Source organism: Bradyrhizobium glycinis (assembly GCF_016031655.1).
Classification (GTDB): domain Bacteria; phylum Pseudomonadota; class Alphaproteobacteria; order Rhizobiales; family Xanthobacteraceae; genus Bradyrhizobium; species Bradyrhizobium glycinis.
In genome coordinates, this window is the sequence record NZ_JACCHQ010000048.1 from 1 (window position 1) to 20,137 (window position 20,137).

Sequence of the window (20,137 nt, forward strand, 5' to 3'; positions counted from 1 at the left end):
GCGAGGTGGTCAAGCTGATCACCGCGATTGCCGAGCAGACCAATTTGCTCGCGCTCAACGCCACCATCGAGGCCGCCCGCGCCGGCGAGGCCGGCCGCGGCTTCGCGGTCGTGGCGAGCGAGGTGAAGTCGCTGGCGAGCCAGACCGCGAAGGCGACCGACGAGATCTCCTCGCATATCGCAGGGATGCAAGGAGCGACCGCCGAATCGGTCGCCGCGATCAAGGAGATCGGGGCGACCATCGGCCAGATCTCCTCGATCTCGACCTCGATCGCGAGCGCGGTCGAGCAGCAGGGCGCGGCCACGCAGGAGATCGCCCGCAGCGTCCAGACCGTCGCCCAGGGCACCCAGACCGCGGCCACCGATATCGGCGAGGTCAACCGCGGCGCCGCCGAGACCGGCTCGGCCTCGGAAGAGGTGCTGAACTCGGCCAAGACGCTGTCGAGCGAAAGCACCCGCCTTCGCGCCGAGCTCGACCGCTTCATGGCGAACATCCGGGCGGCGTAGGTTCGCAGCTGCCCGAGGCTATCGCTGTCGCCTTAGACTCAGCCGTCGTCCCGGATCGGCGCTCCGCTCCAGACAATGCTGCGCGTTGTCGGGATCTACGCTTGTCCGGGACGACAGTGGAGTAAAGAGCTCGAGCCTCACTCCCTTCCGAACGCCCGCTTCAGCTCGACCTTCGCCCGCTCCAGTCGCGTGCGCTGCGTCTTCGGCAGCGTCTTGCCGGCGCGGTTGATGTAGAAGGTCAGCATCGACAGCGCGGAGCGATAGGCGCCGGCCTTGCGTCGGGAGCTGTGCTCGGCCGAGCGCTTCAGCGAGGCCGCAATCCTCTTCGCGCTGGTCAGCTTGAACACCCCTTGCTTGAGGTCGAGCGCATCGCTCTCCTGTGTCACGCGTTGCGACCAGCGTCTTGTGGCACGTTTGGTGCTCTTGCGCGCGGCCGCGCTCCGCCGCGCGCTTGCCTTGCGTGCCGTCTTGCGCGGGCTGCTGTTTCGAGAATGTGTCGTCTTTCTGACCTGAGCCATGCGCCAACTCCTTGCGGCTCAGACGGAAACGAGCGGTGCCCCTGGACGTTCCAGGGGAACCCGGCCTCCTCGCAAACGTTGTCGCAAGTGGCAGGCAGAATGCCGCACCCCGATGATCGGGTCGACCCCGTCCACGTCGTGTGAACCGGGGCCGCTTCCATTGATCAGACGCAACAACCCGATGGAATTGCAGCAGAGCCCAGCGCTGACCTATGCACCCGTAGCCCCGGCGGCGGCCGCGACCGACCGCATCGTCGAGACCAGCATTCCCTCGCGGCTCGATGCGCTGCCGTGGAGCGGCTTTCACACTCGCGTCGTGCTCGCGCTGGGCATCACCTGGATTCTCGACGGCCTCGAGGTGACGCTTGCGGGTGCGCTCTCCGGGGCGCTGAAGCAGAGCCCGTCGTTGCATTTCTCCAATCTCGATCTCGGCATCGCCAACTCCGCCTATCTCGCTGGTGCCGTGTTAGGTGCGCTCGGCTTCGGCTGGCTGACCGACCGTATCGGCCGCAAGAAGCTGTTCTTCATCACGCTCGCGCTCTATCTCTCGGCCACGGCCGCGACCGCGCTGTCGTGGGATGTCGCGAGCTACGCGCTGTTCCGCTTCCTCACCGGCGCCGGCATCGGCGGCGAGTACACCGCGATCAACTCGACGATCCAGGAGCTGGTGCCCGCGCGCTATCGTGGCTGGACCGATCTCGTGATCAACGGCAGCTTCTGGATCGGCGCCGCGATGGGCGCCGTGGCGGCCATCGTGCTGCTCGATCCCGTAATGATCGGGCCCGATCTCGGCTGGCGCCTGGCCTATCTGATCGGCGCCGCCCTCGGCCTCGTCGTGCTCTTGATGCGGATGTGGATCCCGGAAAGTCCGCGCTGGCTGATGATTCATGGTCGTCCCGACGAGGCCCATGCCATCGTCGACGGGATCGAGCGGTCGGTGATCGGGCAGGACCAGGATACGAGCGACGGACGCTTTACAAAGATCCGCCTGAAGATGCGCGATCACACGCCGATCGCCGAGGTCGTCCACACGTTGTTCTCGGCCTACCGCCAGCGCGCGCTGGTCGGCCTCGCGCTGATGAGTGCGCAGGCGTTCTTCTACAACGCCATCTTCTTCACCTTCGCGCTGGTGCTGACCGATTTCTACGGCATCAGCGCCGATCACGTCGGCTGGTACCTCTTGCCCTTCGCGGCCGGCAATTTCCTCGGGCCGCTGCTGCTCGGCCGCCTGTTCGATACGCTCGGCCGCCGCACCATGATCATGTTCACCTATGGCGCATCGGGCGTGTTGCTTGCGCTGTCAGGCTATCTGTTCTCGATCGGTGTGCTGAGCGCGCAGGGGCAGACCATCGCCTGGATGGTCATCTTCTTCTTCGCTTCGCCCGCCGCGAGCGCGGCCTATCTCACGGTCAGCGAGAATTTCCCGCTCGAAGTGCGCGCACTGGCGATCGCGGTGTTCTACGCGGTCGGCACCGGCATCGGCGGCGTGATCGGGCCGGCGCTGTTCGGCGCGCTGATCGACACGGGTTCACGCACCAGCGTGTTCGCCGGCTATCTGCTGGGGGCCGTCCTGATGATCGGGGCCGCGATCGTGGCGTGGCGCTATGCCGTGGCCGCCGAGCGCAAATCGCTCGAACACATTGCGCGGCCGCTCGCCTTTATGGAGTAGACTGATGAAATCGGAACTTGCGGAAATGGCATTGGACCAGAAGCTCACCATACCTGATGACGACGAGACGCCGGAAACGGTGCCGGTGCCGCATGCGCTGGTGCCGCATCTCGATGAAATCGCCATTTTGCTCGACATCGATGGCACGCTGCTCGAACTGATGCCGACTCCGCGCGAGGTGTGGGTGCCGCCGGGCCTGTCGGAAACGCTGAAAGCTTTGACCGAGCGCACCTCTGGGGCGCTGGCGCTGGTCAGCGGCCGCTCGCTCAACGACATCGATCTGATCTTCGCGCCCGATGTATTCCGCGCCGTCGCCGGCCATGGCGCGGAGATGCGGCTCGCGGTGGACAGTGAAGCGGATGCCCTGCACGCGCCGCCGCTCGACAAGGAGCTGAAGCGGCGCCTCGCCGCCATTGCCAAGCTCAGCCCCGGAATCCTGCTCGAGGACAAGGGCTACTCGCTCGCGCTGCATTACCGCCTGGCGCCGCATGCGGAGAAGGCGATCTACGAATCCGTCTCGCTGATCCGCGCCGATCTGCCCAATGCGCCGATCGAGGTGCTGCCTGGCAAGTTCGTCTGCGAGATCAAGCATTCCGGATTCACCAAGGCGAGCGGCGTGCGCGAGTTGATGAAGCGCGCGCCGTTCAAGGGACGTCGTCCCCTGTTCATCGGTGACGACGTCACCGATGAGACCGTGTTCGCGATCATGCCCGACATGGACGGGCTGGCGTTCTCGGTCGGCCGCCGCGCCATGGGCGTGAATGGCCACTTCGATGCGCCGGCGGATGTGCGTGCGTTCCTTGCGCACCTGCTCGATCCCAGGTGAAACCTAGGCAGCGCCATCTCGCAGACATAAGGCTTTCATCGCAGCGCCATTGCGCGCCGGGATGCCTGCTACGCAACCAGACCGGAAACGCCGTCTTTGCGCCGAAATGACTAGGTTCCGTGAGCGAAACCAGTTCCAACGCGCACGCCCGATTTTGGTTTCAATTGGTTGAAAGGGTGATCAGGAACCATATTGATGAACGGCAGTTAAATGGGGCGGAATGAACAGGAGGGGACGACCTGTGAACTTGATCGTCGTTTCAAATCGCGTCGCCCGCGGCAAACCCAACGAGCCCATGACGGGCGGCCTGGCGGCGGCATTGCTTCCCGTGGTGGAACATTCTGGTGCGATCTGGGTCGGTTCCTCCGGCCGGGTGCGTGATGGCCACCAGAAGGAACCTTTCGCCGAGATCGAGGCGCTCGGGACAGGCGCGATTGCGACGCTGGATCTGCCGGCGGCGCATTACGGCGGCTATTACGAAGGCTTCGCCAATTCGGCGCTGTGGCCGGCGCTGCATTCGCGCAGCGATCTGATCCGTGTCTCGCGCGAGGACTATGTCAGCTATCGCGAGGTCAACGCCTTCATGGCGCGCGCCTTGATGCGTTTCCGCAAAGCCCGGACTGCGTTCTGGGTGCAGGACTATCATTTCCTCGCGCTCGGTGCCGAGCTGCGCGAGCTCGGCGTCGATGATCCCATCGGTTTCTTCCTGCATACGCCGTGGCCTGTCGCCGCGGTGGTGCAAGGCGTGCCCAACCATCGCGAGCTGATCACGGCGATGCTGGCTTACGATTTGCTCGGCTTCCAGACCGAGGAGGATCGGCAGAACTTCCTCTCTTATGTTGGCACCGAGCTCGGCCTCACCATCGAGGACGGTGTCGTGATCTCGCAGCACGGTCGCACGCGCTGCGAAGTGTTTCCGATCGGCATCGATGCGGAGAAGTTCGCCGCCTATGCCGCGAAGTCGGCCGCGCATCCGGATGTGTCGCGCCTGCGCCGCAGTCTCAACGGCGAGCGCCTCGCGATCGGCGTCGACCGGCTCGACTATTCCAAGGGTCTCGTCAACCGAATCAGCGCATTCGACCGGCTCTGGACCGAGCAGCCGCAGTTTGCGCGCAGCATCTCGCTGCTCCAGATCGCCAACCCCTCGCGCGGCGGCATCGAGGCCTATGGCAATCTTCAGAACGAGGTCGCGCGCCTCGTCTCCGACGTCAACGGCCGCCACGGCGAGGTCGACTGGACGCCGATCCGCTATTTGAACAAAGGCTTCAGCCAGGCGGTGCTCGCCGGGCTCTACCGTACCGCGCAGATCGGCGTGGTGACGCCGCTGCACGACGGCATGAACCTCGTCGCCAAGGAATACGTCGCCGCGCAAAATCCCGCCGATCCCGGGGTGCTGGTGCTGTCGAAGTTCGCTGGCGCCGCCAACGAGCTCGATGCTGCACTGCTGGTCAATCCGCACGACATCGACGGCATGGCCCGCGCGATCGCGGTCGCGGCTTCCATGCCGCTCGCCGAGCGCAAGATGCGCTGGGACGCGATGATGAAGAAGCTGCGGGGCCACACCATCCAGCAATGGTCCGCCGATTTCGTCGCCGAGCTCGAGAAGTGCCGCACCGAGAAGGCCGCCGCCGCGCCGCTCGCAGCCCAGCCGCCGCAGGCGCTGCGCTGGCTGAAGTCGGCGATATCAGGCGTGCGGTTGATCTAGTTCTCTCCGCGTTCTCGCGGGGAGAGGTGAAACGGCAGCCTCAATAGCAATACGACACGCCGTCCAGGATCGCGCACTGCCGCTTGTTCGGCGCGTTCGGATCGTCCAGCGGCACCACGCCCTTGCCCTGGCCGACGAACACGCCCGTCCCGACATGCACCGAGCTCTTGTTGCCGATGATCACACTCTGATGCGGCGTCGAGCTCGAGCGCGTGCCGTCCGGCCAGAGGATGGCATCGCCCGAAAGGACCCCGCGCCGGCCGTCGTCGCAGCTGACGTCGACCCCCTGCCGGGTGCAGACCTGTGCCAAGGCCGGCGCGGCAAGGGCGGAGCCGAGGGTCGAAATCAGGCCAAGGGCGGCGATGGTGTTGCGGATGGTCATGGCGTCCCCGGTCGTGTGTGGCGGCTTGTTGTGAATCGTCGCCCCAGAGCGGCCCGCGGTTCAGCCCCGCGGCCGCTCCAGGTACCCGTGGAGCCGGGTATTGTGCTGTAAATACAAGAAGTTGCGGAAAAATCGCCGGATATCCCCGCGATCCCTTGCAAAATCGTCGGCGCCCCTTCAAGAGAGGGCGCTCCGGAGAGATGGCCGAGTGGCTTAAGGCGCACGCTTGGAAAGCGTGTGTGCGGGAAACCGTACCGTGGGTTCGAATCCCACTCTCTCCGCCATCGGCGCGATTTGGACGCCAGAAAGCTTCCCCCAAAGACCGTCTCCGCAATCCGGCAGCAAGCGATTGGCTGCGCCCTGCGGCTTTCGGGCCGTCAACTAGCCGTCGTTCGATAGGCTGCTCAGCACGGAGGCGCTTAGTTGCTTTCATTGCTGGGCAGCGGCTTCATATTCGTGGGGTCATGCCCTCAGGAGCTTATTCCGTGCCGCAAGCCGTCCTATCCGCGCAGAGCCGATCCCTCCGTTCCCGTGCCGAATTAGCCTCCATCATCATAACCGCCTATGAGCGCATCGAGCGGGACCGGCGCCGCAACTGCTGGATCTATGTGCGACCCATGGAAGAAGCGCTGGCCGAGGCTGATGCCCTTGTGCAACGAGCGGAGGAGGGTGAAGTCCTGCCGCTCCTTGGCGTGCCATTCGGCGTCAAGGACAATATTGACGTTGAGGCCATGCCAACGACAGCAGCCTGTCCGTCATTCGAATATGTGGCTGCGCAATCGGCCAGATGCGTCGAGAGATTGACGGCCGCGGGTGCGATCTGTCTTGGCAAAACCAACCTGGATCAATTCGCAACCGGGCTGTCGGGCACCCGCTCCCCCTATGGCGCCTGTTCCAGCGCTGCCAACGATCTATATATTTCCGGCGGTTCGAGCTCCGGTTCGGCTGCTGCCGTAGCATCCGGCCATATTGCCTTCGCTCTCGGTACAGATACCGGCGGCTCGGGCCGGATTCCCGCAGGTTTCAATGGGATCATCGGGATCAAGCCAACCGTCGGCCTCGTCTCGTCCCGGGGGCTTGTGCCGAACTGTCCGACCCTCGATTGCCCCTCGATTTTCTGCAATTCAATTGCCGAAGGTCGAATTCTGCTCGGGTTGATCGAAGGATTCGACGACAGCGATCCCTATAGCCGTCAACGGATTGCCTCGTCCTCCCCATCTCCTCGCAAATTCCGGTTCGGCCAGGTCTCTGTCGGTCATCTGAATTCATTCGGCATGCCGGAATGCGATGACCTTTACAGGCAGGCCTGCACGAGGCTTTCGGGACTGGGAGGTCAAGCCAGGAAAATTGACTTCGCGGCTTTCGCCGAAGCCGGTGAAATGCTCTTTTCAGGGCCCTGGATTGCCGAACGTCATGCGGCGATCAGCCAGCTTCTGGACATCGATCATGGAGACCTGCTTGACGTCATCCGCAACGTGCTGAGCGCAGCTGCCCGGTTTTCCGCAACAGATGCGTTCGTCGCGCAACATCGACTTTTGAAGCTGCGACGCCAGATCCAAACGCTTTTCGAGGAGATTGATGTCCTGGTGCTACCTACCGCGCCACGCCCCTTCACGATCTCGGAGATGATGGAAGATCCCATTACGCTCAACAACCGCCTCGGTTACTATTCCTATTTTGCCAATCTCGTGGATTTGTGCGCGGTGGCAGTTCCCAACGCAACGCTCGGCAACGGCATGCCGATGGGTATCACTTTGCTAGCGCCTGCTTGGCGTGACCATGCCCTTCTCGACCTTGCCGAGCGATGGCTGCCCGATGCGACGGCCGGACTGTTCGATCTAAAAGTATATCCGCAGGCCGCGTCCTAAAGCGCAATGAGATTAGGTCGAATCGTCGTGGCGCTTTAGCCCTTTGTTCGAGCATGATCTTTTCGGAAAACCGCCTCACACTTTGCGCTAACGCGGTCCTTCGGGTGCGGATTGTGCTCTAGACGACTTCGAGATCGAGAGCGCGCAGATTGAGGATCACAATTAGGCCCCGGTGATAGCGGATGACGCCCCTTGCCTGCATGCGGGAAAGCTGCACCGTCACCCATTGGCGGGTTGAGCCGATCAGGTTGGCGAGATCACCATGTGTGAACGGGATCCCGATCACGATCTCGCGGCCCTGCTGCGAACCGTAGATCTTCGAGAGGAAGACCAGCAGACGATGCAACCGCTCGGTCACCGAGCGGGTCCCCAGCATTTGCGCCATGGCCGAGTAGCACCGTGCCTTGAAGGCCAGCGCGTCCAGCAGCGCGACCGCGATACTTGCCGATTGAAGCGCCAGCGCGCGCAGGGCTGGGCCGGGCAAGAACGTCACTCGGCTCCGTTCCACTGCAACCGAAGACCATACGTGGGCACCAGTACCGAACAGATCCGGGCCGCCGATGAAATTGCCGGCGAACCAGTAGGCCAGCGTCACCTCGCGTCCGGAAGGCGCCGCGTAGTAGCTGCGAATCCGCCCCTCTTCGATCAGATAAATGCCGTTCTGCAGATCGCCCTGGCGCCAGACATGCTTGCCTGCCTGCAGGACCTCCTCGCGGCCGATGGCGAGGACACGACGCCGGTCAGCCTCACACAATGGATCCAGCAAGCTCGGCAGCGACCCGACCAGAGCATCCGATCCCGCCAGCATGATGCCGGTCGCATTCCTGAGACTTGCCGCTGACATCTGCTCGCTCCCCTGCCGCCGCAAGGGAAAGCCATTCAAGAGCCATGCCAGAACCTGTCGTCAGGCGCCTACGTCTTGATTTCCATCTGCTCGAAGGCCCTGCGGCCTTCCGAGCGGATCAGGTCAAGGCAATCCCGCTTGAGGGCAAGATAGGCGGCCTCCGCGACGATGGCGCTGGAGCGGGGCCGCGGCAGGCTCACCTGAAGATCCTTGAGGATGCGGCCAGGTCCGGCGCTCATGATCAGCACACGGTCAGAGAGAAGGATCGCTTCATCGATGTCGTGTGTGACGAAGACGATTGTTGCGTTGATCCGCTCGCGGAGTTCGAGCAGATTGTCCTGCATGACCGCCCGGGTCTGCGCATCCAGCGCTCCGAACGGCTCGTCCATCAACAGTACGCTCGGCTGATTGGCGAGGGCACGGGCAATCGCAACCCGCTGCTGCATGCCTCCCGATAGCGTGTGCGGATATGCCGACGCAAATCTGGTCAGGCCGATCATCTCGATGAGGCCGTCGGCAATCCGCAGCGCCTCCGCTTTCGGCTTGCCGAGGGCGCGGGGCCCGTGCGCGATGTTCCGGCGCACCGATTTCCACGGAAACAGATGTGGCTGCTGGAAGACCATTCCGATCTCGGGTCGTGGCGCGCGCATTGCTTCGCCGGCCATGAGCACCTGGCCTTCGAACGGCCGCTCGAGGCCGGCCATTGCATTCAGCAGCGTGGACTTGCCGCAGCCGGATGGACCGACGATCGAGACGAATTCCCCCTGGGCTACCGCCAGGGATACGCGGTCGACCGCGATGACCTGTCCGCTCGGCGCATCGAAGACGATGCTCAAATCCTCGACCCGGATGATCGCCTGACGCGCCGCGGCGGACGGCGGGTACGTATCCACGAGCCTGAGCGGCTGGTCTGGACGAAGCAGGCTCGGGGTCATCGCCACCACACGGCACGTTCGGCAAGAATCGCGAAGGAACGATCGGCGACGAAGGAAAGCAGCCCGAGAGCCGCCAGCCCGCCCATGACCTGACCCGTTTGCATGTTCTGTTGCGCAATTTCGATACGATAAACGATACCGGCGAACGCTCCTGCCAACTCGGCGGCGACGAGCGTGTAGAAGGAGATGCTCACCGCGGTTCGAAGACCGACCGTGATATAGGGCAGCGCGCCAAGAAGGACGATCTCCCACAGCATCTGCGGTTGCGGCGTGCCGAGCATCTGGGCGGCACGAATAAGTCCGCGGTCGACTTTCTGCACCCCGATGTGGGTCGCGAGCCATACCGTGAAGAACACGCCCCAAACGACCAGGAAAAGCTTGCCTGTCTCCGAGAGGCCAAACCAAAGGATGACGATCGGCACGAAGGCTATGGGAGGAATTGGGCGAAGGATGTGAAACAAGGGCGAAAGCAGACTGGACACCAGCCGAAACCGGCCGGTCAGGATGCCGAGCACGATCCCGCCCGCGGCCCCGATGGCAAATCCCGCGGCCACGCGCGCGAGGCTCGCCATCAGGTCGGCGAAGAATTGTCCACTGCGAATCCATTCGAGAACGGCGACGGCGACGGTCGATGGCGGCGGAAACAGCACGGTGTTCACGATGCCGGAGCGCGCAACCAGTTCCCACACGCCTGTGAAGGCGGGCACGGAGAGGGCGGCGACCACTACGCTCAGCCGTGCGGTCGCGGTCGCGCTGCTGCGTCCGCCGATGCTCACGGGCGCGCCTCCAGTGTGACGCGAGCTGGATCGAGCGTCTTCAGCGGCGCCGTCACCAGGACTTTCGAGAAATCGGGCATGCTCGCTCCAGGGGGATGATTGCCGGTCTCGAGCCGCCAGGCGGCATGGGTTTTCAGAGTCGTGAGAATCCTGTCGTCGAGGCGCACATGGTAGACGTAGTCCGGCCAGATCGAAGCCAATTCATCGCGTTTCATCCCCGTCGCCGCTGCGATGACGTCGATTGCTTCACCCGGATTCGCCTTGAGCCAGCCCTCGGCTTCGATGAGGGACGCCAGGAACTTGCTGACGATCGCCGGGTTGGCGGCGAGGTAAGACTGCGTCACGACGATATTGAACGTCTCCGAGTAGAGACCTTTGGTATCAAGCGGGATCGCGCCTTCGCCGAGAGCTTTCTTCGCATTCGCGACGTGCGGCTCCCAGGTATCGAATGCGTCGATGCTGCCGGCCGCCATGGCAGGGAGCATCTCCTGAGGTCGCAGGTTGACGAGCGTCACGTCCTTCGCCGTCAGGCCCGCCGCTTTCAACAGAACTGAGGTGTAGACTTCGCTGCCGGTTCCGGCCGTAAAGGCGATTCGCTTTCCACGCAGATCGGCCTTCGTCTTGATCCCGGCAGAAGCTGCGGTCATGGTCTTGAGATCCGAATATTCCATCCCGGCCACGAAGGCGATCGGCTGTTGCGCCATCGCGGCCGCCGTGACCGGCGCCTCGGCTGTTGTCGCGATATCCGCCCCTCCCCCAAGCACCGTATCGAGGCACTGCTTCCCGCTGGTGAAATTTGAGACCGAGATGTCGAGCCCCTGCTTGGCGAAAATGCCCTTCGCATTGGCAACGATCGCCAGTCCCGAGATCGGCCCAAGATTCTGGGCGAGCCGCGCCTTCAGCAATTCCTCGGCTGTCGCGCGCTCGGACGGCGCAAACAGGAAGGACGCAGATAGCACGAACACGGCGAAGCGAAGAGCAGTTGTTGATCGCATGCCAAACCCCTGTGATGCCGGCGACCGGAGGTGATCGACCTTAACGATAGGATCGTCTGAAGATGGAAGACCATGAAGCAATTAATCGACAAGGCCCTGCTGTCCACATTTTGCGCAAGCAAACAGCTTCCAACCGTGATCGGGGCAATAAAATCATCAAGCTGCTCACACGTTAGGCGCAGCATGGCCTGCGGCATCGGCACTCTGCTGGCTTTCGCCAAGCCCTGATCCCGATTCAATCAGAACCGATCGGGCTTTCGATCCCGTTGCGTGCGCGACGAAACCATGCCCACGTCTGCCGCGTCACTGCGATGTAGCCCGGGCCTCGGTAGACGATCCGATCGGCGACGATCCGGTTCAGTTTCGGCAGCGCATGGAAAGGAATCGAAGGATAGGCATGGTGTTCGACATGATAGGGCATGTTCCATGCGAACCAGCGCACGAACATGGCGGTATAGGTGGTGCGGGTGTTCTGGAAGGCGCTGCGCGTGCGATCGCAGCCGGTGTGTTCGGCAAGCAGATACGGACGCAGAAACAATTGACCGACGATCACGGGGACGACCCAGACCCACAACAGGATCAAGGTGTGCAACGCGATCGATGCCAGCAACAGCGCGACGTAGCCTGCCAGATGGAGGCGCGCTTCTGTCACGACAATGTGGCGTTTGCTTTCAGGAATCCAGGGTGACGTGGCGTTGCCGGTCAACGCATGGCGAAACATCAGCCCCACCCGGAAGGCAACCTGCCGCAAGCCGCTGTAGACGATCACCAGTTGCGCGTCCGAGGTCGGGATCGGAACCGACAGCAGTTCCGGGTCCCTCTTTGGATCCTGCGTATACCGATGATGATCCCAGTGGAATAGGCAGTAATATTCGTAAGGCAAGCCGACCGCGAACGAGGAGAGATGACCGAAGGCGAGATTAAGCGCGCGGCTGCGAAACGCCGTCTTGTGGGCGGTCTCGTGGACCACCATGAACAGGAATGCGACAAAGTAGCCCTGGACGATCACCAGCGGCAATGCCCAGACGATTCCGTAACGGGATGAGACCAGCCAGATCAGCGCGCCGACAACGACGATGACGCCGTAGTGGCTGACCGCACGGATCAGACCCTGCCAATTGGACCGCACCGACAACTCGCGCAGCATGGCCGGAGTCAGCGGCTTTTCTCCGGTGGCAGTGATGGCATTGCTCATGATTGTGGTCGCCTCTTTTCGGAATCACACTTGACCGTGCTCGTGCGGACGCTGGAATTGGTCAAGCACAGGCCGACCCTAGGAAGCGCGGCCGCAATGCAGAAGCAATTTATTTCGCCGCCGTAGGCTCGCCGGGCATCCCGAGACTGACACTTCTGCCCGACAGCCTTCGCAAACGACGTTTGCGCAGGGCTGTCGGGCCGAAGCCCAAGGGCGAAGGTGGATTCGTTGCCGTTTGCTTCGGTTCGGCAAGCCGGCCGGGGTCAAACGTCTTTCTGAGCCCTCCGCCGCCACTTCACCCCACCAGCTTCCACTTCCCATCCCCGGCCCGCCTCAACGCTGGATCGCTCACCCGCACGTGCTCGGCGAGAAAATCGATGAACGCGCGCACGCGTGCCGGGAGCGGAGCGGTGTGGCCGACATAGACGGCGTGGATGTCTTCGCGGTCGCCGGGATTGTAGCCTTGCAGCACCGGGACGAGGCGGCCGGATTCGATGTCGGGGCCGATGTGGAAGAGGGCGAGCCGCGCGAGACCGACACCGCCGAGGCAGAGACGGCGGGCGGCTTCGCCGTCGCTGGCGCGCGCTACGGGCGGGGGCAGGGCCTCCTCGGCGTGGTCGCCACGCCTGAACGGCCAGCCGCGGACGCTGCGCGGAAAGGTCCAGCCGATGCCGCGGTGGTCGGCGAGGTCGGCCGGAGTTTTCGGCATGCCGCAACGAGCGAGATAGTCCGGCGCGCCGACCACGACCATGCGGCTGGTGCCGAGTTTTCGCGCGACCAGACGCGAGGCGCGCAACGGACCGACGCGGATGGCGACGTCGGCGCGCTCCTGCATCAGGTCGATCACGGTATCGGTCAGCACGAGATCGAGCGTGACGTCGGGATGCTGCTTCAGAAAGCGCGAGATCAACGGCATCACATGCAGCATGCCGAAGGGGATGTTGCAATTGACCGTGAGGCGGCCGCGCGGTGCTGCGCCTGAGGCCGCCTCGCGCTCGGCCTCCTCCATCTCGGCGAGGATGCGCAACGAGCGCTCGTAGAAGGCCTGGCCTTCCTCCGTCAGCGTCAGCTTGCGGGTGGTGCGGTTGACGAGCCGCGCGCCGAGGCGCGCCTCCAGACGCGAGATCAGCTTGCTGACGCCCGATGGCGTCAGGCGCAGCTTTCGCGCGGCCTGCGTGAAGCCGCCGAGGTCGACGACACGGACGAAGACCTCCATCTCGGCCGAGCGGTTGGTGTCGAAACGGGCCATGTTGAATTCACGTCACAAATGATTGGATTGCGGACATTCTAATGGTTTGGCGGCAGTGCCGCTATCTGCGTGGCTCGTCTCATCCCTTGGAGCAACGCATGCCTCCCGCCGTTCTCGCACTCACCGCCGGTGCCTTCGGCATCGGCACCACCGAATTCATCATCATGGGCCTGCTGCTGCAGGTCGCCGCCGACATGCACGTCTCGGTGCCGGTCGCGGGCCTGCTGATATCAGGCTATGCGCTCGGCGTGTTCGTCGGCGCGCCGGTACTGACGCTGGCGACGCGGCGTATGCCGCGGAAAACCGTGCTGCTGGCCTTGATGGCGATCTTCACGCTCGGCAACGCAGCTTGCGCCCTGGCGCCCACTTACGAATTGCTGATGGCCGCACGCGTGCTGACCTCCCTCGCGCACGGCACGTTCTTCGGCGTCGGCTCGGTGGTGGCCACCAGCCTCGTCGCCGAGGACAAGCGCGCCTCTGCGATCGCCACCATGTTCATCGGCCTGACGGTCGCGACGCTGCTGGGCGTGCCCTTCGGTGCCTGGTTCGGCCTGATGCTCGGTTGGCGCGCGGCGTTCTGGGCGGTGACCGTCATCGGCCTGATCGCGTTCGCGGTGGTCGCCGCGCTCGTGCCGGGTCATGTCGGCAGCGACGACAAGCCGATCTCGCTTGTCGAGGAAGTGGCCGTGCTCGGCCGCCGGCAGGTGCTGCTCGGTCTTGCGATGACCGTGTTCGGCTTCGCCGGCCTGTTCGTCGTCTTCACCTACATCCAGCCGATCCTGACGCGCTTCACCGGCTTCTCGGAAGCTGCGGTGTCCCCCATCCTGCTGGTGTTCGGCGTTGGCCTAGCCATCGGCAACGTCGCCGGCGGCAAGCTCGCCGATCGCGGCCTTGCGCGCGCCTTGATCGGCACACTGGCCGCGCTCGCCATCGTGTTGCTTGGCCTGGCCGTCGTGCTGTCGATCAAGATTCCAGCGATCGTGCTGATCCTGCTCCTCGGCATCGCCGCCTTCGCGACCGTCGCGCCGCTTCAGCTTCGCGTGCTGGAAGCCGCAGGTCCCAGCGGCCGGACGCTCGCCTCCAGCCTCAACATCGCCGCGTTCAATCTCGGCAACGCGCTCGGCGCCTGGGTCGGCGGCGTCACTATCGACCACGGGCTCGGTCTCTCCGCGCTGCCGCTGGTTGCAGCCGGGATCACGGCCATCGGTCTCGTGCTGGCGCTGTGGAGTCTCCAGCTTGATCGCACGGCGACCGCAGTCGCAGCGTGCCCGGCGGAATAGGAGAGCGATCAATGGAATACCGCAATCTCGGCGCTTCCGGGCTCAAAGTTCCCGTCCTCAGCTTCGGCACCGGCACGTTCGGTGGCCAGGGCCCGTTGTTCTCCGCCTGGGGCCGCAGCGGCACCGATGAGGCCCGCAGGCTCGTCGATATCTGCCTTGATGCCGGCGTCAATCTGTTCGACAGCGCCGATGTCTATTCGAACGGCGCCTCCGAGGAGATCCTCGGCGCTGCGATCAAGGGGCGCCGCGACAAGGTGCTGATCTCGACCAAGATGAGCCTGCCGATGGGCGACGGTCCGCTCGATGCCGGCTCGTCGCGGCAGCGGCTGCTTGCCTCGGTCGATGCGGCGCTACGACGGCTCGGCACGGACCATGTCGATCTGCTTCAGCTCCACGCCTTCGACGCGTTCACGCCGATCGAGGAGGTGCTGTCCACGCTCGATATGCTCGTGCGCGCCGGCAAGCTGCGCTATGTCGGCGTCTCGAATTTCGCCGGCTGGCAGCTGATGAAGTCCCTCGCCATCGCGGACCGGCATAGCTGGCCGCGCTATGTCGCGCACCAGGTCTATTACTCGCTGCTCGGGCGCGACTATGAATGGGAGCTGATGCCGCTCGCGCGCGATCAGGGCGTCGGCGCACTGGTCTGGAGCCCGCTGGGCTGGGGCCGGCTCACCGGAAAGATCCGGCGCGGCCAGCCGCTGCCGCAAGGAAGCCGCCTGCATGCCACCGCGCAGTTCGGTCCGTCCGTGGACGATGCGCGCCTCTACACCGTCGTTGACGTGCTGGATGCGATTGCCGCGGCGACCGGTCGTACCGTGCCGCAGGTCGCAATTGCCTGGCTGCTGTCGCGTCCCACGGTCTCCTCCGTGATCATCGGGGCTCGCGACGAGGCGCAGCTGCGCGACAATCTCGGCGCCGTCGGCTGGTCGCTGACCGCGGACCAGATCAAGCGGCTCGATGAGGTCAGCGCGGTGATGCCGCCTTATCCGTACTATCCCTATAGCATCCAGGAGGGCTTTGCGCGGATCAATCCCCCGCTGGTGTAGGAGCTCGCTCATAGACGGTTGCGATTGCGACAGAGCGTCGCGACAATGCGCCATGCAGAATCGCGCCTGTACAGGGTCACACGTCGTCCCTAACCTCCGCCGCGCAAATTGAGGAGATGCGGCGTGGCGAAGAAGACGGTGACCAAGAAGAAAAGTGTATTCAAGAAGACGGCGAGGACTTCGAGGAAGGCGAGCTCCGGCCGCAAGAGCGCCATCGCCAAGCCGGCCGGAAAGGCCGTGCCGGGCAAGTCCGCTGCCCCACGCCGACCCAAAGGGGCGCCCTGGCAATGGTCGGCCGTGGAGACTGCGGCTGCGATCCGCTCCGGCGCCATCTCCGCGGTTGAGACGGTCGAAGCGCATCTCGAACGGATGCGCGTCGTCAATCCGAAGCTGAATGCGGTCGTCGTCGATCTCTCGGAGGAAGCACTCAAGGCGGCGCACGCGGCCGACAAGCAGCGCGCGAAGGGTGGCGAGCTCGGCCTCCTGCACGGCGTGCCGATTACGATCAAGGAAAATGTCGACTACGAGGGGCGGCCGAATTTCAACGGCGTACCCGCCAACAAGGACCTCATCGCGCCGTCGGATGCGCCCGTGGTGCGCAACCTGAAGAAGGCCGGCGCGATCGTCATCGGTCTCACCAACACGCCCGAATTCTCCTTCCGCGGCTTCACCGACAATCCCCTGCATGGGCTGACGCTCAACCCCTGGGATCCTGACATCACCTGCGGCGGCTCCTCGGGCGGGGCGGGCTCGGCGGTCGCGGCGGGCATCGGCACCATCGCCCACGGCAACGACATCGGCGGCTCGCTGCGCTGGCCGGCGCATTGCAATGGCGTTGCCACCATCAAGCCGACCCAGGGCCGCGTCCCCGCATTCAACGGAAGCGCAACGTCGGAGCGGCCGATGCTGGCGCATCTGATGTCGGCGCAGGGGCCGCTCGCGCGCCATGTCGCCGACGTGCGCCTCGCCCTGGAGGTCATGAGCCAGCGCGATCCCCGCGATCCCTGGTGGGTGCCGGCGCCGCTCGTCGGCGAGCGGCCGAAGCGGCCGATCAAGGTCGCGCTGGCAAAGTTCCCCGAGGACATGGATGTCGATCCGTCTGTCGCCGCGGCGCTGCGCCAGGCCGCCGATCATCTCGAACGGTCCGGCTATCGTGTCAGCGAGGTCGACGTGCCCGACATCAACGGCGTCTGGCAGACCTGGTGCGACATCATCACCAACGAGACCGTGATGATGCAGGAGGCCGCCATGCTGAAGGTCACGTCCGAGGATTTTCACAAATCCTGGGGCGGCATGAAGGCCAAGGCCAACGTGCTCGACCTCAAGGGCTGGATGCAGGCCACCGCCGCGCGGAACGGCCATATCCGCGCCTGGCAATTGTTCTTCGAGGAGTATCCGGTGGTGCTGGCGCCGACCACTGTGAAGCCGACGCCGGGCCCGCGCGAGGACACCGTCAGCTCCGAGCGCGTGCGCGAGATCTTCTGGGGCGAGATCCGCTTCATCTCCGCCATCAACGTGCTGGGCCTGCCCGGCGCGGTGGTGCCGGTGACGCTGCATGACGGCAAGCCGATCGGCGTGCAGCTGATTGCCGGGCGCTATCGCGAGGATCTCGCACTCGATGCCGCAGCCGCAATCGAGAAACGCGCCGGCGTGCTCGCCCACCGGCTGTGGCAGCAGATGGGCTGATGCCGCGAGCTATCGCAGCGTTGACGGCGGCACCCTCGTCCTTGTGGGAGAGGGTGCCTGCGGGCGTTGGTTAATCGGCCTTAACCCGAATTTCAGTCAATCCGCGAGCATGCATTAGGGTTACTTCCTCGATCTCTAGGCGAATTATTGTCCGCTTTACCACCCGCCTCTAACAGAGGGGCGGCGGACAACGCACATGCCTCATTCTAGGCCAATAAGTGCGGCCCGCTCCACGCGGAGGTGGCACGATGCGCAACGAGACGATCGCTATTCACGCCGGCTACGAGCCTGAAGCGACCACGCACGCGGTGGCCGTGCCGATCTACCAGACCGCGGCCTACGCCTTCGACAGCGCCGATCACGGCGCAGCCCTGTTCAATCTCGAGACCGAAGGCTTTCGCTACAGCCGCATCGCCAATCCGACCAGCGCAGTGCTGGAGAAACGCATCGCCCAGCTCGAAGGCGGCGTCGGCGCGCTCGCGGTCGCGACCGGGCAGGCCGCGCTGCATTTCGCCTTCGTCAACGTCGCCGATCACGGCGGCAACATCGTCTCGGTGCCGCAGCTCTACGGCACCACGCACACGCTGCTCTCCCACATCCTGCCGCGCCAGGGCATCATCGGCCGTTTCGCAGAGAGCGACAAGCCTGAGGCAGTCGAGAAGCTGATCGACGAGAACACCCGCGCCGTGTTCGCCGAGACCATCGGCAATCCCGCCGGCAATGTCTGCGACATCGAGGCGCTGGCGAAGGTCGCGCATGCGCATGGCGTGCCGCTGATCGTCGACAACACCGTCGCCACCCCGATCCTCTTCAAGCCGTTCGACTACGGCGCCGACATCGCGGTGCATTCGCTGACCAAGTTCTTGGGCGGCCACGGCACCACGCTCGGCGGCGCCATCGTCGATTCCGGAAATTTTCCGTGGGCCAAGTACGCTGACCGCTTTCAGGCGTACAACAAGCCCGACGCTTCCTATCACGGCCTGGTCTATGCCGAGCGCTTCGGCAAGACCGCCTATATCGAGCGCGCGCGCAGCGTCTATCAGCGCACCATGGGCTCGGTGCTCTCGCCGTTCAATGCCTTCCTGCTGCTCCAGGGCATCGAGACCGTGGCGCTGCGCATGGAGCGCCATGTCAAGAACGCCCGCAAGGTCGCCGAATTCCTGCGCGGCGATCCGCGCGTGGCCTGGGTCAACTACACCGGTTTTCCGGACAGCCCCTATTATCCCCTGGTGCAGAAGTACCTGAACGGCAACGCCTCCTCGCTGTTCACCTTCGGCATCAAGGGCGGCATGGAGGCCGGCAAGACGTTCTACGATGCGCTGAAGCTGATCACGCGCCTCGTCAATATCGGTGATGCCAAGTCGCTCGCCTGCCACCCGGCATCGACCACCCATCGGCAGATGTCGGCGGAGCAACAGCGCGCCGCCGGCGTGCTTCCGGAGACGATCCGTCTGTCGATCGGCATCGAGCATGTCTCGGACATCATTGCAGACATCGACCAGGCACTGGAAAAGGCCTGCCCGTCGGCGCGCCGCGAGGCCGCGGAGTAGGCGGCGCCGGCCATGACGATCTTGATCGACAAGGATCAGGTCATCGCGGGCCCGACGCTGGTGCCGGCCGCGCACGAACTCGCGCGCGATGCCGGCGCCGAGCTCACCATCGGCCTCGTCAACAACATGCCGGATGCCGCGTTGAAGGCCACCGAGCGACAGTTCATGAAGCTGCTTCAGGCGGCAGCGGGCTCGCGCCGTATCCGCTTCCACTGCTTCTCGCTTCCCAGCGTGAAGCGGTCGCCGGAAGCGAAGTGGCATGTGGAGAGCGAATATTCCGACCTTTCCGATCTCGAGCGCGGCAAGTTCGACGGGCTGATCGTAACAGGCGCGGAGCCGATTGCCCCCGAGCTCGAGCGGGAGCCGTACTGGCGCGACCTCACCAACCTGATCGACTGGGCCAAGGCCAACACCCGCTCGACGATCTGGTCGTGCCTTGCCGCGCATGCCGCGGTGCTGCACCTCGACGGCGTCGAACGGCGGCGGCTGCCGGCCAAATGTCACGGCATTTTCGATTGCGAGGTCGTCACGGACGATTCGCTGATCCGCTCTGCGCCCGCGCCGCTCAAGGTCTCGCATTCACGCCTGAACGAGATCGCCGAGAGCGACCTCGTACAGGCCGGTTATCAGGTGCTGACACGCTCGCAGGAGGCCGGCGTCGACGTCTTCGTTCGCCAATATGAGAGCCGCTTCGTGTTCTTCCAGGGCCACCCGGAATATGACACGCTGTCGCTGCAGCGTGAATATCTGCGTGACATCGGCCGCTACCTCGCGCGGGAGCGGGAGACCTATCCGCGCCTGCCGGCGAGTTATTTTGACGCAGCGACGGAAGAGAAGCTGGCTCGCTTCGAGAGAAAGGCGGCGCACCAGCGCCATCCGGCGCTCAGCAACGAGCTGCCCGCGCTGAAGCTGCGCGCCGATATCGGCGCTGGCGACGCGGCAGCGGTGCTCTTCCGCAATTGGTTGCGCTATCTCGGCGCGGACGCCGACGCGTCGATGTCGGTGCGCTAGCCGAAGCGGTCTTGTTCGGCGTTAGGATTACCCGGGCGTTAGGCTTGCCTCGACCTGCGCACGAATGTTTCAGTAGAGCAAGGCATCATGGGAAAC

At 64.3% G+C, this 20,137-nt stretch carries 18 protein-coding genes and 1 tRNA gene; 11 read left to right on the top strand and 8 right to left on the bottom strand.

What is annotated here, in order from left to right; all coding sequences use genetic code 11:
- On the top strand, positions 1 to 506 hold a 506-nt coding region (locus HZZ16_RS36025), incomplete at its 5' end, for a methyl-accepting chemotaxis protein (RefSeq protein WP_246510675.1).
- 137 nt (positions 507 to 643) lie between these two features.
- Here the strand turns inward: HZZ16_RS36025 and HZZ16_RS36030 are convergent.
- A complete protein-coding gene (locus HZZ16_RS36030) occupies positions 644 to 1,024 on the bottom strand; it encodes a DUF3175 domain-containing protein (RefSeq protein WP_197955506.1) in 381 nt (126 codons plus the stop codon).
- Between the two features lie 181 nt (positions 1,025 to 1,205).
- Between HZZ16_RS36030 and HZZ16_RS36035 the strand changes: the two genes are divergently transcribed.
- From HZZ16_RS36035 to HZZ16_RS36045, 3 genes are all read left to right on the top strand, one after another.
- Positions 1,206 to 2,693: an MFS transporter gene (locus tag HZZ16_RS36035; protein ID WP_197955540.1), complete on the top strand. Its 1,488-nt coding sequence runs from the start codon at positions 1,206 to 1,208 to the stop codon at positions 2,691 to 2,693.
- A gap of 4 nt (positions 2,694 to 2,697) precedes the next feature.
- Positions 2,698 to 3,519 (top strand): trehalose-phosphatase, encoded by an 822-nt coding sequence (gene otsB, locus HZZ16_RS36040; protein ID WP_036016048.1) that lies wholly within the window; start codon positions 2,698 to 2,700, stop codon positions 3,517 to 3,519.
- Positions 3,520 to 3,760: 241 nt separating this feature from the next.
- Complete coding sequence (locus HZZ16_RS36045) at positions 3,761 to 5,224, top strand: trehalose-6-phosphate synthase (protein WP_197955507.1); 1,464 nt, start codon at positions 3,761 to 3,763, stop codon at positions 5,222 to 5,224.
- Positions 5,225 to 5,264: 40 nt separating this feature from the next.
- On the opposite strand, the gene HZZ16_RS36050 is transcribed toward HZZ16_RS36045, so the two are convergent.
- Positions 5,265 to 5,606 carry a hypothetical protein gene (locus HZZ16_RS36050; RefSeq protein ID WP_197955508.1) on the bottom strand — a complete coding sequence of 114 codons (342 nt, stop codon included), beginning with the start codon at positions 5,604 to 5,606 and terminating at the stop codon, positions 5,265 to 5,267.
- A gap of 194 nt (positions 5,607 to 5,800) precedes the next feature.
- Here HZZ16_RS36050 and HZZ16_RS36055 point away from each other — a divergent pair.
- Positions 5,801 to 5,890, top strand: a tRNA-Ser gene (locus HZZ16_RS36055).
- Between the two features lie 201 nt (positions 5,891 to 6,091).
- A complete protein-coding gene (atzF, locus tag HZZ16_RS36060) occupies positions 6,092 to 7,474 on the top strand; it encodes an allophanate hydrolase (protein ID WP_197955510.1) in 1,383 nt (460 codons plus the stop codon).
- A 118-nt stretch (positions 7,475 to 7,592) separates the two neighbouring features.
- Here atzF and HZZ16_RS36065 read toward each other — a convergent pair whose 3' ends face one another.
- The 6 genes from HZZ16_RS36065 to HZZ16_RS36090 all read right to left on the bottom strand — a co-directional run bounded on the left by HZZ16_RS36065 (position 7,593) and on the right by HZZ16_RS36090 (position 13,468).
- A complete protein-coding gene (locus tag HZZ16_RS36065) occupies positions 7,593 to 8,282 on the bottom strand; it encodes a Crp/Fnr family transcriptional regulator (RefSeq protein WP_246510679.1) in 690 nt (229 codons plus the stop codon).
- Between the two features lie 104 nt (positions 8,283 to 8,386).
- A complete protein-coding gene (locus HZZ16_RS36070; RefSeq protein WP_197955512.1) occupies positions 8,387 to 9,262 on the bottom strand; it encodes an ABC transporter ATP-binding protein in 876 nt (291 codons plus the stop codon).
- Positions 9,250 to 10,029 (bottom strand): ABC transporter permease, encoded by a 780-nt coding sequence (locus HZZ16_RS36075; protein WP_311974481.1) that lies wholly within the window; start codon positions 10,027 to 10,029, stop codon positions 9,250 to 9,252. Before HZZ16_RS36075 ends, HZZ16_RS36070 begins: the two co-directional genes overlap by 13 nt.
- A complete protein-coding gene (locus HZZ16_RS36080) occupies positions 10,026 to 11,024 on the bottom strand; it encodes an ABC transporter substrate-binding protein (RefSeq protein WP_210342745.1) in 999 nt (332 codons plus the stop codon). The genes HZZ16_RS36075 and HZZ16_RS36080 overlap by 4 nt, the downstream gene beginning before the upstream one ends.
- Before the next feature lie 235 nt (positions 11,025 to 11,259).
- The gene (locus HZZ16_RS36085) at positions 11,260 to 12,219 is read right to left on the bottom strand and encodes a fatty acid desaturase (protein WP_197955513.1); all 960 of its coding nucleotides are present in this window, start codon (positions 12,217 to 12,219) and stop codon (positions 11,260 to 11,262) included.
- Positions 12,220 to 12,514: 295 nt separating this feature from the next.
- On the bottom strand, positions 12,515 to 13,468 hold the full coding sequence (locus tag HZZ16_RS36090) for a LysR family transcriptional regulator (protein WP_197955514.1): 954 nt from the start codon (positions 13,466 to 13,468) through the stop codon (positions 12,515 to 12,517).
- Between the two features lie 98 nt (positions 13,469 to 13,566).
- Here HZZ16_RS36090 and HZZ16_RS36095 point away from each other — a divergent pair, with 98 nt between their 5' ends.
- The 5 genes from HZZ16_RS36095 to metA all read left to right on the top strand — a co-directional run bounded on the left by HZZ16_RS36095 (position 13,567) and on the right by metA (position 20,041).
- Positions 13,567 to 14,748 carry an MFS transporter gene (locus HZZ16_RS36095; protein WP_197955515.1) on the top strand — a complete coding sequence of 394 codons (1,182 nt, stop codon included), beginning with the start codon at positions 13,567 to 13,569 and terminating at the stop codon, positions 14,746 to 14,748.
- 11 nt (positions 14,749 to 14,759) lie between these two features.
- Positions 14,760 to 15,794: an aldo/keto reductase gene (locus tag HZZ16_RS36100; RefSeq protein WP_197955516.1), complete on the top strand. Its 1,035-nt coding sequence runs from the start codon at positions 14,760 to 14,762 to the stop codon at positions 15,792 to 15,794.
- Between the two features lie 123 nt (positions 15,795 to 15,917).
- A complete protein-coding gene (locus tag HZZ16_RS36105; RefSeq protein ID WP_197955517.1) occupies positions 15,918 to 17,480 on the top strand; it encodes an amidase family protein in 1,563 nt (520 codons plus the stop codon).
- 248 nt (positions 17,481 to 17,728) lie between these two features.
- Complete coding sequence (locus HZZ16_RS36110) at positions 17,729 to 19,030, top strand: O-acetylhomoserine aminocarboxypropyltransferase/cysteine synthase family protein (protein WP_197955518.1); 1,302 nt, start codon at positions 17,729 to 17,731, stop codon at positions 19,028 to 19,030.
- 12 nt (positions 19,031 to 19,042) lie between these two features.
- Positions 19,043 to 20,041, top strand: coding sequence for a homoserine O-succinyltransferase MetA (gene metA, locus HZZ16_RS36115; protein ID WP_197955519.1), 999 nt, complete (start codon positions 19,043 to 19,045; stop codon positions 20,039 to 20,041).
- The last annotated feature ends 96 nt before the right edge of the window (positions 20,042 to 20,137 follow it).